General features: G+C 72.2%; 12 protein-coding genes. 4 read left to right on the plus strand and 8 right to left on the minus strand.

Annotated features, from left to right (window positions below):
* The first annotated feature begins 26 nt into the window (after positions 1-26).
* Positions 27-1,439, plus strand: coding sequence for a DEAD/DEAH box helicase (locus OHN19_RS37745; RefSeq protein WP_330268492.1), 1,413 nt, complete (start codon positions 27-29; stop codon positions 1,437-1,439).
* Between the two features lie 17 nt (positions 1,440-1,456).
* On the opposite strand, the gene OHN19_RS37750 is transcribed toward OHN19_RS37745, so the two are convergent.
* Positions 1,457-2,182, minus strand: a complete 726-nt coding sequence (locus tag OHN19_RS37750) for an SDR family NAD(P)-dependent oxidoreductase (protein WP_330268493.1) — start codon at positions 2,180-2,182, stop codon at positions 1,457-1,459.
* Between the two features lie 257 nt (positions 2,183-2,439).
* Here OHN19_RS37750 and OHN19_RS37755 point away from each other — a divergent pair, with 257 nt between their 5' ends.
* A complete protein-coding gene (locus OHN19_RS37755) occupies positions 2,440-4,113 on the plus strand; it encodes a CocE/NonD family hydrolase (RefSeq protein ID WP_330268494.1) in 1,674 nt (557 codons plus the stop codon).
* A gap of 62 nt (positions 4,114-4,175) precedes the next feature.
* Here OHN19_RS37755 and OHN19_RS37760 read toward each other — a convergent pair whose 3' ends face one another.
* The 6 genes from OHN19_RS37760 to xylB all read right to left on the minus strand — a co-directional run bounded on the left by OHN19_RS37760 (position 4,176) and on the right by xylB (position 11,679).
* On the minus strand, positions 4,176-5,699 hold the full coding sequence (locus tag OHN19_RS37760; RefSeq protein ID WP_330268495.1) for an aldehyde dehydrogenase family protein: 1,524 nt from the start codon (positions 5,697-5,699) through the stop codon (positions 4,176-4,178).
* Between the two features lie 56 nt (positions 5,700-5,755).
* The gene (locus OHN19_RS37765) at positions 5,756-7,036 is read right to left on the minus strand and encodes a GAF domain-containing protein (protein ID WP_330268496.1); all 1,281 of its coding nucleotides are present in this window, start codon (positions 7,034-7,036) and stop codon (positions 5,756-5,758) included.
* Between the two features lie 97 nt (positions 7,037-7,133).
* Positions 7,134-7,733 (minus strand): N-acetylmuramoyl-L-alanine amidase, encoded by a 600-nt coding sequence (locus tag OHN19_RS37770; protein WP_330268497.1) that lies wholly within the window; start codon positions 7,731-7,733, stop codon positions 7,134-7,136.
* 14 nt (positions 7,734-7,747) lie between these two features.
* Positions 7,748-8,776: an acetamidase/formamidase family protein gene (locus tag OHN19_RS37775; RefSeq protein ID WP_330268498.1), complete on the minus strand. Its 1,029-nt coding sequence runs from the start codon at positions 8,774-8,776 to the stop codon at positions 7,748-7,750.
* Positions 8,777-8,981: 205 nt separating this feature from the next.
* The gene (locus tag OHN19_RS37780; RefSeq protein ID WP_330268499.1) at positions 8,982-10,226 is read right to left on the minus strand and encodes an ROK family transcriptional regulator; all 1,245 of its coding nucleotides are present in this window, start codon (positions 10,224-10,226) and stop codon (positions 8,982-8,984) included.
* Between the two features lie 7 nt (positions 10,227-10,233).
* Complete coding sequence (gene xylB / locus OHN19_RS37785) at positions 10,234-11,679, minus strand: xylulokinase (protein ID WP_330268500.1); 1,446 nt, start codon at positions 11,677-11,679, stop codon at positions 10,234-10,236.
* Positions 11,680-11,824: 145 nt separating this feature from the next.
* On the opposite strand from xylB, the gene xylA reads away from it, so the two are divergent.
* Both xylA and OHN19_RS37795 read left to right on the plus strand, forming a co-directional pair.
* Positions 11,825-12,991 (plus strand): xylose isomerase, encoded by a 1,167-nt coding sequence (xylA, locus tag OHN19_RS37790; RefSeq protein ID WP_330268501.1) that lies wholly within the window; start codon positions 11,825-11,827, stop codon positions 12,989-12,991.
* Positions 12,992-13,224: 233 nt separating this feature from the next.
* A complete protein-coding gene (locus OHN19_RS37795) occupies positions 13,225-13,692 on the plus strand; it encodes a hypothetical protein (RefSeq protein ID WP_330268502.1) in 468 nt (155 codons plus the stop codon).
* Positions 13,693-13,767: 75 nt separating this feature from the next.
* On the opposite strand, the gene OHN19_RS37800 is transcribed toward OHN19_RS37795, so the two are convergent.
* On the minus strand, positions 13,768-14,448 hold the full coding sequence (locus OHN19_RS37800; RefSeq protein WP_330268503.1) for a helix-turn-helix domain-containing protein: 681 nt from the start codon (positions 14,446-14,448) through the stop codon (positions 13,768-13,770).
* Positions 14,449-14,493: the final 45 nt, after the last annotated feature.

The following is a 14,493-nucleotide window of genomic DNA, read 5'->3' on the forward strand; positions in this document are numbered from 1 at the left end:
ACGGTCCCCTCGGAGGAAGGCTCTCTGTGAGCGATTCAGCACGTGCCGACGCCCGGCAGCAGGACGACGCGTCAGGCGCCCCGTCGGTGTCGCCCCCGGTGACCTCCTTCGCCCAGCTGGGTCTGCCGGCGGAGCTGCTGCGGACGCTCGACGAACACGACGTGACCGTGCCTTTTCCCGTGCAGGCGGCGACGCTGCCGAACGCGCTCGCCGGCCGGGACGTCCTGGGCCGCGGCCGCACGGGATCGGGCAAGACACTCGCCTTCGGCCTCGGGATGCTCGCGCGTACGGCCGGACGGCGCGCCAGGTCCAAGGAGCCGCTGGCGCTCGTCCTGGTGCCCACCCGGGAGTTGGCGCAGCAGGTCGGTGAGGCGCTCACCCCGTACGCCGAGGCGCTGCGGCTGCGGCTCACGACCGTGGTGGGCGGAGTGTCCATCGGCCGGCAGGCCGCCGCGCTGCGGGACGGCGTCGAGATCGTCGTCGCCACCCCCGGCCGGCTGCACGACCTGATCGAGCGCAAGGGCTGCCGCCTGGGACAGGTGCGCATCACCGTCCTGGACGAGGCCGACCAGATGTGCGACATGGGGTTCCTGCCGCAGGTCACGGAGATCCTGGACCAGGTGCGTCCGGACGGGCAGCGCATGCTGTTCTCCGCCACCCTCGACCGGGACGTGGACCAGCTGGTCGGGCGCTACCTGCGCGATCCGGCCGTCCACTCCGTGGACCCCTCCTCCAGCGCGGTCGCCACGATCGAGCACCACGTGTTCGTCGTGCACGGCCCGGACCGGTACGCCGTGACCACGGAGATCGCCGCCCGGGACGGCCGCGTCCTGCTGTTCCTGGACACCAAGCACGGTGTCGACCAGCTCACCCGGCATCTGCGGGCCAGCGGAGTGCCCGCCGCCGCCCTGCACAGCGGGAAGTCCCAGCCGCAACGCACCCGCACCCTGGCCCAGTTCAAGAACGGGCAGGTCACCGCGCTCGTGGCGACGAACGTCGCCGCCCGCGGCCTGCACGTCGACGACCTCGACCTGGTGGTCAACGTCGACCCGGCCACCGACCCCAAGGACTATCTGCACCGCGCGGGCCGCACGGCCAGGGCCGGTCGCTCCGGCACCGTCGTGACCCTCATCCTGTCCGGACAGCGCCGTGAGACGAGCCAGGTGATGGCGGACGCCGACATCATCCCCGAGGTCACCAAAGTCCGGTCCGGCGAGGCGCAGTTGAGCCGGATCACCGGTGCCAAGTCCCCCTCCGGAGTGCCGCTCGACGGCAGCCCCGCCGCCGCACGCCCCAAGAACCACAACGCCCCGTTCCGCGGCCTGGGCAGCACCAAGGACGGACAGACCGGTTCCGGCGGCCGCCCGTCCCGCAAGAGCGACGAGGCCCGCAAGCTGGCGGAGGCCCGCAGGGCGGCGCGGGTGCGGCGGGGCGGCTGAGACGGCAGGGCGGAGGCTCAGAGCACGGTGCCGGTCTCCTCGGCCAGGGCGTCCAGGAGCCGGTCCTGGAACGCCTCGTCGTGCACCGCGCGATGCGGCTGCTGCCGCTCACGGTGGTACCAGTAGCCGCCCGAGACCAGGGCCTGCGGTTCGTCGCTCGACGCCAGCCACTCCTGGGTGCGATGCCCCTGCTCCAGGTCGTCCGGCGCGCCGGGCCCGCCCATCTTCGTCGGCACCCAGCCCGGATCGACCGCGTTGCTCAGCACGTCAGGGCGCAGCCGGGCCACCGCGGCCGCGAGTGCCGTCACGAACAGCTTGCTGTCGGAGTACGAGCCGGCGCGCTCACCCCGCCAGTCGACCCCGTCGAGCGAGGGACGCCCCCCGAAGTGCGAGCCGCTGCTCAGGTACACCAGCCGGCGGGGCCCGCGCAGCAGCGCCGTGAGCAGATACGGCGCGACGATGTTGACCGGCATGACCGCACGCCCGCTCCACACGCCGGCGTTGTGGATGACGGCGTCGAGCGGCTCGGAGTCGTCCAGCTCGGCGGCGACGCGCCGTACGGCGTCCCGCTCGGTGAAGTCACCGACCACGAGCCGCGCCCCACGGCCGACCAGCGGGTCGAGGCCCGCCGCCCGCTCCTGGTTCCGGGCGTGCACCACCACGTCGTGGCCGGCGGCCAGCAGAGCGTCGGCGGCGGCCCGCCCGAGACCGTCCGCGGACCCGGTCACCAGGATCCGGCTCATGACCGCACCGCCGGCCGGAGGCTGCTTCGCACGGAGGCTTCCCTTCGAAGAGTGCCACCAGGGTAGACCCGCAGCTCACGCGGAGAGGACCTGCTTCGCGGCCGTGGCCGCGGCAGGGGAGCCACGACCTCGCCCGTGCGGTGGCCGGCCAATGTCCCGAGTCCGCCGCGGTCACCCCCGTTCGGGGGTGCCGCCCAGGGACGGCGCCGATCGACCATGTTCCGGAGAAGGCGTCGTGGCGGGCAAAGGAGCAGCACATGACGGAGATGCGGATCGAGTTCGACGTCCCCGCGGAGATGCGTGACGGCACGGTGCTGCGCGCGGATGTCTACCGCCCCGGAGGCACCGGCCCGTGGCCGGTCCTGCTCAGCAGGCTGCCGTACGGGAAGCAGATGGCCCTGGCCATCGCGGTCCTCGATCCCCTGGAGGCGGCTCGGCGTGGCTTCATGGTGGTCCTCCAGGACACCCGTGGCCGGTTCGCCTCCGAGGGCGAGTGGGAGCCGTGGACGCACGAGGAGAGCGACGGGTACGACACCGTACGGTGGGCTGCCGCCCTTCCCGGCTCGAACGGCTCGGTCGGCATGATCGGCGCCAGCTACTTCGGCAACACGCAGTGGATGGCGGCTCTGTCCAAGCCGCCGGAGCTCAAGGCGATCGCGCCGATGGTGACGTGGTCCGACCCGGACGACGGCCTCTGGACCCGCGGCGGTGCGATCGAACTCGGCATCACCGCGCCCTGGACCCTCATGATGGGCGCCGACGCGCTGATGCGCCGGCACGCCACCGACCCCGCCGCGCTCGTGGGCGGCATCAGCGGACTCGTACAGGACATGGACGGCCTGGCGGCAGGCGGTTACGGGGAGCTGCCGGCCGGGCACTTCCCCGCGTTCGCCCGGCACGAGCTGCCCGAACTCGGCTACGAGCGGTCCCGGCGGGAGCCCGGGTGGGCGGCGTCCTGCACGGTCGCGGGCCGGCACGACGAGGTGGACCTGCCCACCTTCCAGGTCGGCGGCTGGTACGACATCTTCACCCAGGGCACGCTCGACAACTTCACGGCCATGCGCGGAGCCGGCCGCTCCGCCACGCTGATCATGGGCCCGTGGAGTCACGCCAACCAGCAGCACGTCATCGGCGACGTCAACTTCGGGTTCGCCGCGAACTCCGCCTTCATGGGCATGCGCGGCCCGCTGCACGGCCTCCAGCTCGACTGGTTCCGTCGCACGATCGGCGACGGCGAGCCACTGGAACCGGACACGGGCAAGGTGCTGCTGTTCGTCATGGGCGTCAACCAGTGGCGCGAGGAGACGGAATGGCCCCTGTCACGCGCCGTGGACACGGACTTCCACCTGCGTGCGGACGGCCGCCTGACCACCGAGCCGCCGTCCGCCACCGAGCAGCCCGAGGAGTTCGCCCACGACCCGATGGACCCGGTACCCACGACCGGCGGAGCCCTGTTGCTCACCGACGAGTTCCGTCCCGGTCCGCTGGACCAGGTGGCCGTGGAAGCGCGCGAGGACGTCCTGGTCTTCACCACCGAGCCCCTCACCGAGGACGTCGAGGTGACCGGCCGAGTCCGGGCCGTGCTCTTCGCCGCCACGGACGGCCCCTCGACCGACTGGGTGGCCCGCCTGTGCGACGTCGACGAGAACGGTGTCTCGCGCAACGTGACCGACGGCATCGTGCGGGTGCGGGAAGCGACGCCGGGCGAGGTGGCCGAGCATGTCGTGGACCTGTGGTCGACCAGCATCGTCTTCCGGGCAGGTCACCGCATACGGGTCCAGGTCACCTCCAGCAACTTCCCCCGCTGGGACCGCAACCTCAACACGGGCGAACCCGAGCACACCGCGACCACGGCCCGGGTGGCCCGCCAACGGATCTTCCACGACACCGACCACCCCTCCCGCATCATCCTGCCGGTGATCCCGGGCTGACAGATCGTGGCGGGTGGTCCGGAGAACAACAGCGCCTCCAGACCACCACCCACGCAAGGGGCCTAGAAGAACCCCAGCTTCTTCGGCGAGTAGGACACCAGCAGGTTCTTCGTCTGCTGGTAGTGCTCCAGCATCATCCTGTGCGTCTCCCGCCCGATCCCCGACTGCTTGTACCCGCCGAACGCGGCATGCGCCGGGTACGCGTGGTAGCAGTTCGTCCAGACGCGGCCCGCCTGGATCGCGCGGCCCGCGCGGTACGCCGTGTTCATGTCGCGGGTCCACACACCCGCCCCGAGCCCGTACAGCGTGTCATTGGCGATCTTCAGGGCGTCGTCGAAGTCGTCGAAGGACGTCACCGACACGACCGGGCCGAAGATCTCCTCCTGGAAGATCCGCATCCGGTTGTCGCCCTCGAAGATCGTCGGCTGGACGTAGTAGCCGCCCTTCAACTCGCCGTCGTACTCGATGCGTTCGCCGCCGGTGAGCACGCGTGCGCCCTCCTGCCGGCCGACGTCCAGGTAGGAGAGGATCTTCTCCAGCTGGTCGTTGGAGGCCTGGGCGCCGATCATCGTCTCCGTGTCGAGGGGGTGGCCCGGCTTGATGAGTTCGGTACGGGCGACGGCGGCCTGGAGGAACTCGGCGTAGTTGCCGCTCTGGATCAGTGCCCGGGACGGACACGTGCAGACCTCGCCCTGGTTGAGGGCGAACATCGTGAACCCCTCGAGCGCCTTGTCACGGAAGTCGTCGTCCCGCGCCCAGACGTCGTCGAAGAAGATGTTCGGTGACTTGCCGCCGAGTTCGAGGGTGACCGGCTTGATGTTCTCGGAGGCGTACTGCATGATCAGCCGCCCCGTCGTGGTCTCGCCGGTGAACGCCACCTTCGCCACCCGCGGGCTCGACGCGAGCGGCTTCCCGGCCTCCACACCGAAGCCGTTGACGATGTTCACCACGCCCGGCGGCAACAGGTCCGCGATCAGGCTCATCCAGTAGTGGATGGAGGCCGGGGTCTGCTCGGCCGGCTTGATCACGACCGCGTTGCCCGCCGCGAGGGCCGGGGCCAGCTTCCACACCGCCATCAGGATCGGGAAGTTCCACGGGATGATCTGCGCGACGACACCGAGCGGCTCATGGAAGTGGTACGCCACCGTGTCGTCGTCGAGCTCGCCGAGCGAACCCTCCTGCGCCCGGATCGCCCCCGCGAAGTACCGGAAGTGGTCGATCGCCAGGGGGATGTCGGCCGCCAGCGTCTCCCGCACCGGCTTGCCGTTCTCCCAGCTCTCCGCGACGGCGAGCTTCTCCAGGTTCGCCTCCATACGGTCGGCGATCTTGAGGAGGACCCCGGAGCGCTCGGTCACCGAGGTCCGGCCCCAGCCCGGGGCGGCGGCGTGTGCGGCGTCCAGCGCCCGCTCCACGTCCTCCGCGGTGCCCCGCGCGACCTCGGTGAACGGCTGCCCGTTCACCGGAGACGGGTTCTCGAAGTACTGCCCACGCGCCGGCGGCACGTACTCCCCACCGATGAAGTGGTCGTAGCGCGCCTGGTAGGAGACGATCGCGCCCTCGGTGCCGGGTGCCGCGTAACGGGTCATGCTGGCCAGCCTCCTTCAGCAGCGCCGCCCGCCGTTGGGCGGCTCTGCGCGTGAGGCTAGGAGCGCGGACGTTGCAACCACGTTGCCCTCGGCGCGGCCAGCTCCGACTCCAGCGCGGCCAGCCGGGCCCGGACGCTCGCCGTGGGCCGTACGGCGGCGAGCGCCCGCCACACGTCGAGGTCGTCCTCACCCCACGGCGCGTGCGCCCAGTCCGCCAGCAGGTCGGGGTCCCGGCGGGCGATCAACGCCGTGCGCAGCCCGTCGGCGATCCGGCGCCTGAGCCGTGCCACCGCAGGAGCGCGCGAGGCCGGCAGCAGCGGACCGGTGTACCCCCGGGCCGCCCCCGTCACCGCCCCGCTCTCCAGCCGCCGCTCCACCACCGCCACGTCCGACTCGACGGGCACGGTCAACCGGTACGGCCGCGACGCCAGCAGCCCCGGCCCCAGCACCCGGCGGAGCCTTGCCAGTTCGGCCCGCAGCGTCACCGGGGTCACCGACTCGTCCTCGTACAGCGCGCACAGCAGTTCGTCGCCGCTCAGCCCCTCCGGGTGCCGGGACAGCAGCACCAGGATCTCGCTGTGCCGCCGGCTCAGCCGGATCCTGCGGCCGGCGCTCGCGAACACCGCCTCGTCCCGGCCCAGCGCGCTCAGTTCGGGCGTGTCGGTGGCCGTCTCCCGCGGGAGCAGCAGCGCCAGCTGGGACTCGGCGGCCCGCGCCACCGCCTGGACGAATCCCAGACTGTGCGGATGCGCCAGCCCGTTCCCACCGGTGATGTCCACGGCCCCCAGCACCCGACCGGTCCGCGGATCGTGGACCGGCGCCGCCGCGCAGGTCCACGGCTGCACCCGGCGGATGAAGTGCTCCGCCGCGAACACCTGCACCGGCCGGTCCACCGCCACCGCGGTGCCCGGCGCGTTCGTCCCGACCGCGGTCTCCGACCATCGCGCCCCCGGCACGAAGTTCATCAGGCCCGCCTGCCGCCGGGTCGACGCGTGTCCCTCGACCCACAGCAGCCTGCCGTGCTCGTCGCACACCGCGAGCAGATGCTCCCCGTCGGAGGCGAACGTCCCCATCAGCTCACGGAACAGCGGCATGACCCGCGCCAGCGGATGCTCGGCCCGGTACGCGCCGAGGTCGCCGTCGCTGAGTTCGACGCTCGCCGTCCCGTCGGGCCCGACCCCCGCCCGCGCGGAACGCCGCCACGAGTCCGCCACCACCGGCCGCACCGGCCGCTGCACCGTACCCGCCTCGGTGAACGTCTCGTGCGCCCGCAGCAGCATCCGGACACGCTCGGCAGGGTCGGCCCCCGCCTCCAGGGCCACCCATGGATCGGACAACTCGGCCTCCCCGGAACGCGATGCGGCTGGGAACATCGTCACTCCGGGTGCCCGCCCCGACAACCTCTTCGACCGCCGTCACCCGGACGACGCCTCCTCACACGGCTTCCACCATCCTCATGTAGCGCGTCCAGTCCCAGTACGGTCCAGGGTCGGTGTGGTCCGAACCCGGCACCTCGTAGTGCCCGATGATGTGCGCACGGTCCCTGGGGATGCCGTATCTCACGCAGATGTCCGCGGTGAGCACCGCGGACTGCGCGTACAGGGCGTCGGTGAAGTAGGCGGGCCGGTCCACCCACCCCTCGTGCTCGATGCCGACGCTGCGGGTGTTGTACCCCCAGTTCCCGGCGTGCCAGGCCACGTCGGCCTCCCGGACGCACTGGGCGACATGACCGTCGGCCGACCGGACGACATAGTGCGCGGACACCTGCTTCGCCGGGTTCCGGAAGATGTCGAGGGTGTCGGTGAAGGTCTCCTGGGTGACATGGATGACGACCCGGTCGATGTCGTAGGACGCGGGGCGGTCCGAGTACGTGTAGTTGGAGCTGGTCGCGGGCTGCCACTCGGCGAACGGGTGGTCGACGGGCTGGGGTACGGCCCCGGCCGGCGTCTCGGGAAGCAGCGAGTACGGTACGGCGGCGAGGACGGCGCCCTTCAGCAGCCGCCGTCGGTCGAACAGCGGTCGTGCGCGTTCCAAGGATCAAGTGCCTCTCAGGTCGGCGGCGTTCCGCCCCGCAGGGCCGCCGCGGTCTCACGGAGCCGGTCGTGCACTCCGCGGTGAGTCTCGCGCGGGGGCAGCCATTCCTTGCGGATCTTCGCCACACACGTGTAGTTGGTGTCGCAGACGTTGGCGAGCGGCGACTCCACGGCCTGGGTCGCGAACTGGTACGCGTCCAGCTCGCTGAATCCGTAGTCGCGGACCAGCCACTGCACCAGGTCGAGCTGCGATATCCGGAACGCGTCCTCCAGTGGGCGGGCCGAGCCGGTCGAGATGATGTGCGTGTCCGACTCGATGCGCGGCCAGGGCGTGGCGAGCCCTTTGAGCAGCTCCACGATCACCACGGTGTTCATCGCGCACTCGACGGCGACCCCGCAGGTCTCTCCCTCGCCCTGCCGGGCATGACCGTCACCGAGGCTGAGCCGGGCGCCCTCCACGTTGACCCCGAGGTAGCAGGTGACGCCGGCGCGCATCTCCGGGGTGTCCATGTTCCCGCCGTGCGCGTCGGGCACCAGCGCCGAGCGCACCTCCAGGTTGGCGGGAGCCACCCCCACGGTGCCGTGCATCGGGTCCATGGGCAGCTCGATCTCGATGTCGCTGTCGTGCGCCCGGAACATCGCCGTGCGCCGGGCGCGGTCCAGCTGCCAGATCCACACGGTCTCCGGCAGCGGGGGCTGGAGCGTGGCGGTGGTGTGTGTGGAGGTGAGCGCGCCGAACAGGGGGACCGTGGTGGACGCGGCCCAGTCCCGCGCCGGTTCCACCGACACGAAGTGCACGGCGACGGTGTCGCCCGGCTCCGCGCCCTCGATGTGGAAGGGACCGGTCTGCGGGTTCAGGAAGGGGAACTCGCACACCTCGGACACCAGGTCCTTCTCGGACCGCACCCGCCCCGCGAAGCAGTCCTCCGTGTAGAGGTCGAGGACGGTGCCGGGCTTGATGCGGGCCACCGGTGGGGCACCGCCGAACGTCCAGGCGTACTCGCCCGGTTCGGGACGTACGGTCAGGATGCGGGGGTCGCTCATCGCTGCAGGGCTCCGATCCGGTCGGTTCGTCGAGGTGGACGCGGGCGGTGTCGTATCAGCACGATCAGGTGACGAAGTCGCTGGGTGCCTCGCGTAGATCACGGTACGGCGGGTGCCGATCGGGCAGAAGAGCGCTTGTTGTTTCCGTGGAGAACCTTGGAGTTGTGGATAACTCCCTCACCCGATGGGGTGAAATGACGGTCCGTCAGGCCCGTTCGCCCACAACCGACGGGTCGTCCAGAACCGCCCGCACCACCGAGTGCGCGGCCCCCAGCAGCGGCCCCTGCGAACCCAGTCGCGACACCGACACCGGACAGGCCGGACCGGCGGTGCGCCGGGCCAGCTCGTCCCGCAGCGAGGGCAGCAGCCAGGGCGCGAGCCCCGCCAGCGCACCGCCGAGCACCACGCCCTGGGGGTCCAGCAGGTTGACCGCACCGGTCAGCGCGATGCCGAGCGCCTCTCCCGCCTCGCGCAGGGCGCCTCGTACGGCCTCGTCGCCGTCCGCCGCGTGCTGCGCGAGCAGCCCGACCCGGTCCTCGCCGGGTTCGAGGCCGGCCGCTCGCAGCACCGCCTCCTCACCGGCGTACTGCTCCAGACAGCCCCGGCCGCCGCACGGACAGCGGGGACCGTCCGGGCGGACCGGCACATGGCCCAGCTCGCCCGCGAAACCGCGGGTGCCGCGCAGCAGTTGGCCGTCCACCACGAGGGCAGCGCCGATGCCGATCTCCGCCGAGACGTGCAGGAAGTCGTGGGGCGTGTCGTCGCCGAGCCAGAGTTCGGCCAGCGCGCCGAAGTTGGCCTCGTTGCCCACGGTCAGCGGGAAGTCCTCGGGCAGCAGGGCGCCCAGGTCGGTGTCGTGCCAGTCGAGGTTCGGGGCGCGGACGACGGTCCGGGCGTCACGCGCCACCAGGCCGGGCACCGCCACCGCGAGCCCCGCGGGCCACAGGCCCTCGCTCTCCGCCTCCGCCACCACCTGGCGCACCAGGGCGGTGAGTTCCGCGAGCACCGGCTCGGGCGCGCGGCCCCGGTTCGCGCCGTACCGCACCACCCGCGCGCGGGTCTGGCCGCGCAGGTCGACCGCGCAGACCGCGAGGTGATCCACGCCGATCTCCGCGCCTATACCGGCGGGCCCCCGTCCGCTGACGGCGAGCGCGGAGCCCGGCCTGCCGACCCGACCGGGGCGCTCGGGGCCCAGTTCCTCCAGGAGCCCCGACCGGATTAGCTCGTCGACGAGGGTCGACACCGCGGCCCGGGTCAGTCCGATGCGCGAGGCGACCGCGGCACGCGACAGCGGCCCCTCGGCGCTGACGGCGTGCATGACGCGGGCCAGGTTGCGGCGTCGCATGCCCTGCTGGGTGTCGGGCAGGCCGCGGCGGGTCCCCGCCGGGTGGGCGTCGTGCGGGCCGCGCCCCGGGCCGGCCGATCGGGCGTCGTGCAGCGGTGCGGTCATGCCTCCCTCACTTCTCAGAGGTCCCCCGCTCCAGCAGCGGCGCCGCGTCGGAGAGTACCCCGGCGATCCTGGCCAGCGTCTCGTCGTCCCGCTCCACGGCCTCCAGCACCGGCCCGGCGGTCGTGTTCCAGCGCCGGGCGACCGCGCCCGGGTCCTCGCCGGTCAGCAGCCCCGCGGCCTGCGCGGCGGCGCCGAGCGCGACCAGTTCCTTGGCCTCGGGCACCTGCACCGGACGCCCCGAGAGCCGTCGTACGGTCTGCTGCCAGGCGGTGCCCTGGGCGCCGCCGCCGATCAGCAGCAGCGGCGCGGAACGGTCGGCGTCCGTGTCGAGCACCAGGTCCAGTGCCCCGAGCAGCGCCTGCACGGCACCGTCGTAGGCGGCCTGGAGGAGCTGTCCGCCGGTGGTGTCGTGGCGCAGGCCGTGCAGCAGCCCGGAGGCGTTCGGCAGGTTCGGGGTGCGTTCGCCGTCCAGGTAGGGCAGCAGGGTGACCCCCGAGACCGGCTCCACGGCCTCGCGGTCCAGGTTCAGCAGCGCGGCGACGCGGTCCACGGCGAGCGTGCAGTTCAGGGTGCAGGCCAGCGGCAGCCAGTCGCCGTGCGCGTCGGCGAAGCCCGCCACCGTGCCGGTCGGGTCGGCGGGGCGGCGCTTGGACACGGCGTAGACCGTGCCCGAGGTGCCGAGGCTCATCACCGGCGTCCCGGGACGCAGCCCGAGGCCAAGGGCGGCGGCCGCGTTGTCACCGGTGCCGGGGGCGACCAGGGTGCCCTTGGAGAACGGCAGGTCATGGCCGTCGCGGACGGTACCGGCGACCTCGCCGGGCCGGACCACGCGGGGGAGCAGGGCGGGGTCGAGGCCCACATGGGCGAGGATCTCGCTGTCGTACGACTCCGTCACCGATGCCCACCAGCCGGTTCCCGAGGCGTCGCCGCGGTCGGTGGTGCCCTCACCGGTGAGGCGTTCGGTGAGGTAGTCGTGGGGCAGCCGGACCGCCTTCGTGGCGCGCAGGGCCTCCGGCTCGTGCTCGGCGAGCCAGGCCCACTTCGTGACCGTGAAGGAGGCGCCCGGCACGCTTCCCGTCCGCTCCGCCCATGCCTTCGGGCCGCCCAGCTCCTCGATGAGGCGGCGGGCCTGAGGCGCCGAGCGCACGTCGTTCCAGAGCATGGCCGGGCGCACCGGCTCGCCCCGCTCGTCCAGGGTGACCAGGCCGTGCTGCTGGCCACCGATCGACACCGCGGCGGCCTCCCGTGCGGCGTCCCCGCACTGGCGCAGGGCCTCGGACAGCGCGTCCCACCACTGGCGGGGGTCGCTCTCGCGGCCGGCCCCGGAGGACACGGTGTGCGGTGCCTGGCCGCGCGCGACGACCTGGCCGGTGGCCGCGTCGACCACCAGCGCCTTGGTGGACTGGGTGGACGTGTCCACGCCGACGACGAGCGGACCCTCGGCTGCTGACATCGGGCTCTCCCTTTTTGCGCGGCTCATGATCTTCATGCGGCTGATGTCTCCCCGGAAGACACCTTGTCTCTTCCCGGAGACGTGTGTGCATACTAATTTGTAAACCGCCATGACGAAATAGTCCGGAGCAGCAAGGAGCCGCGTCATGAACTACCAGCCCACCCCCGAGGACAGGTTCACCTTCGGCCTGTGGACCGTCGGCTGGCAGGGAAGGGACCCGTTCGGCGACGCCACCCGCCGTGCCCTCGACCCGGTCGAGACGGTGCAGCGCCTGGCCGAGCTCGGCGCCCACGGCGTGACCTTCCACGACGACGACCTGATCCCCTTCGGGTCCTCGGACAGCGAGCGCGAGGGCCACATCAAGCGCTTCCGTGAGGCCCTGGACGCCACCGGCATGAAGGTGCCGATGGCGACCACCAACCTCTTCACGCACCCGGTCTTCAAGGACGGCGCGTTCACCGCCAACGACCGCGACGTACGCCGTTACGCCCTGCGCAAGACCATCCGCAACATCGACCTCGCGGTCGAGCTCGGCGCCGAGACCTACGTCGCCTGGGGCGGCCGCGAGGGTGCCGAGTCCGGCGCCGCCAAGGACGTGCGTGTCGCTCTCGACCGTATGAAGGAGGCCTTCGACCTCCTCGGCGAGTACGTGACCGAGCAGGGCTACGACCTGAAGTTCGCGATCGAGCCCAAGCCGAACGAGCCGCGCGGCGACATCCTGCTGCCCACGGTCGGCCACGCCCTCGCGTTCATCGAGCGCCTGGAGCGCCCCGAGCTGTACGGCGTGAACCCCGAGGTCGGCCACGAGCAGATGGCCGGGCTGAACTTCCCGCACGGCATCGCGCAGGCCCTGTGGGCGGGCAAGCTCTTCCACATCGACCTCAACGGCCAGTCCGGCATCAAGTACGACCAGGACCTGCGCTTCGGCGCCGGTGACCTGCGTGCCGCCTTCTGGCTCGTCGACCTCCTGGAGAGCGCCGGTTACGCCGGTCCGAAGCACTTCGACTTCAAGCCGCCGCGCACCGAGGACCTCGACGGCGTGTGGGCGTCGGCCGCGGGCTGCATGCGCAACTACCTGATCCTCAAGGAGCGTGCCACGGCCTTCCGTGCCGACCCGCAGGTCCAGGAGGCGCTGCGCGCCGCGCGTCTGGACGAGCTGGCGCAGCAGACGGCGGCGGACGGCCTCAAGGCGCTGCTCGCAGACCGCAGCGCCTTCGAGGACTTCGACGTGGAGGCGGCCGCCGCGCGCGGCATGGCCTTCGAGCAGCTCGACCAGCTTGCCATGGACCACCTCCTGGGTGCCCGCGGCTGAACGAGGCCCACGCGCGCGGGCGGTCGGTCATGAGCGGCCTCGAGCCGTCGGCACACATGCGTGCTGACGGCCCGAGCGCACGCGCACGGTCCGACAGGTCAGGGCGCACGCGCGCGTAGTGGGGGGCGGCCCCCGCGCGGAATGTTCCGGAATCATGCGATCCACGGCATGAGGCCGTATCAACTCCCGCGCGGGGGTCGCCCCATGACCGGTTCGCGGCGACTCTGGACGGTATGGCCATGCCGCCGGTACCGCCCCAGCCACCCGGACCGCCGGGTGACACACCGCCTCCGGGCGGTGGCTTCGGACCACCTCCTGACGACTTCGGGCGCGGCGACCCGAACCCGTACGGGGGCCTGCCCCCGACCCAGCCGATACCGCCCGTCCGCGAGGCCCCGGGTGGACGCGGGCCCGGCGGCCCCCGACGCCGCCGCAGCCCTCTGTTCGCCCTGCTCGCCGTGATCGTGGCCGCCGTCGCGGTGGTGGCCGTGATCTTCATGGCCTCGGGCAGTGACGACTCGCCGGACAAGGACGGGACGCCGGCCCCGCAGACCAGCACGAGCCCCTCTCCCAAGCCGCCGTTCAGCCTGCCCACGCAGTTCCCCAGTGAACTGCCCAGCGAGCTTCCGTCGCAGTTCCCGAGTGAACTCCCCAGTGAGTTCCCGAGCGATCTGGAGTCGTTCCTCCCGTCGCTGGGGTGACGGCCGAACAGTGAACACACGGCGCCGCACGCGTGTCCGCCTGAACGCCGCGGCACACGCGTGTGCGCCTGTTTCTCACTCGGGGGACGTGCGGGGTGGCCGGTGAGGACCCAGACCTTGGAGGACATCGCCGAGCTGCTCCGCCGTGAGCGCGGGGGAGGGCAGGGGCTCGACGGCGGGCGAGGCCCTCAGGCTGTCGAGGAGCAGGGCCAGAGGGCGGCGCCACGCGTCCGGGGCGACGGCGCCGGCCAGAGCCGGGACGGCTCGCCCCAGCGCGGCGAGTGCGAAGAGGACGTCCTCCGTCGTGACGTCCGCGCGAATGCTGCCCTGCTCACGGCCACGGTCCAGCAGCAGGTCGATGGTCGCCCGGTTGTGGGCGTGCACGGCCTCCAATGAGCCGACGCCCTCGAGACGCGTGGTCATCAGGTCGTTGGTGCCGCGATCGGTGGCCAGGACGGCGAACACGGCTCCCAGGTAGCCGACGAGCCCCTCCCAGGCGTCCGTGGCGGCCCGGGCCAGCTCGCCCGCGGTCATGGTGCCCGCCAGCTGCTCACGGAAGACCGCGTCGACCAGCTCCGCGCGGGTGGGGAAATGCCGGTAGAGCGTGGCGTTCCCCACCTTGGCCCGCCGGGCGATCACGTCCAGGGGTGCCTCGAGCCCCTGCTCCGTGAACACCTCGTGCGCGGCCTGGACCAGCAACTCCCGATTGCGACGCGCATCGCGCCGTCGAGCCGGTGCCATTGCCTCGTTCGTCATGGGCGCCCTTCCCGCGGTACCGGGGAGTGCTCCCCGGTCGCGATG

Origin of the sequence: Streptomyces griseorubiginosus, from assembly GCF_036345115.1 — a bacterium.
GTDB lineage: Bacteria > Actinomycetota > Actinomycetes > Streptomycetales > Streptomycetaceae > Streptomyces > Streptomyces griseorubiginosus_C.

Coding starts and splice junctions, on each gene's coding strand:
- OHN19_RS37750 (WP_330268493.1), bottom strand. CDS start 2,182: ATGAGCCGGATCCTGGTGACCGGGTCCGCGGACGGTCTCGGGCGGGCC.
- OHN19_RS37755 (WP_330268494.1), top strand. CDS start 2,440: ATGACGGAGATGCGGATCGAGTTCGACGTCCCCGCGGAGATGCGTGAC.
- OHN19_RS37760 (WP_330268495.1), bottom strand. CDS start 5,699: ATGACCCGTTACGCGGCACCCGGCACCGAGGGCGCGATCGTCTCCTAC.
- OHN19_RS37775 (WP_330268498.1), bottom strand. CDS start 8,776: ATGAGCGACCCCCGCATCCTGACCGTACGTCCCGAACCGGGCGAGTAC.
- OHN19_RS37780 (WP_330268499.1), bottom strand. CDS start 10,226: ATGACCGCACCGCTGCACGACGCCCGATCGGCCGGCCCGGGGCGCGGC.
- xylB (WP_330268500.1), bottom strand. CDS start 11,679: ATGTCAGCAGCCGAGGGTCCGCTCGTCGTCGGCGTGGACACGTCCACC.
- xylA (WP_330268501.1), top strand. CDS start 11,825: ATGAACTACCAGCCCACCCCCGAGGACAGGTTCACCTTCGGCCTGTGG.
- OHN19_RS37795 (WP_330268502.1), top strand. CDS start 13,225: ATGGCCATGCCGCCGGTACCGCCCCAGCCACCCGGACCGCCGGGTGAC.
- OHN19_RS37800 (WP_330268503.1), bottom strand. CDS start 14,448: ATGACGAACGAGGCAATGGCACCGGCTCGACGGCGCGATGCGCGTCGC.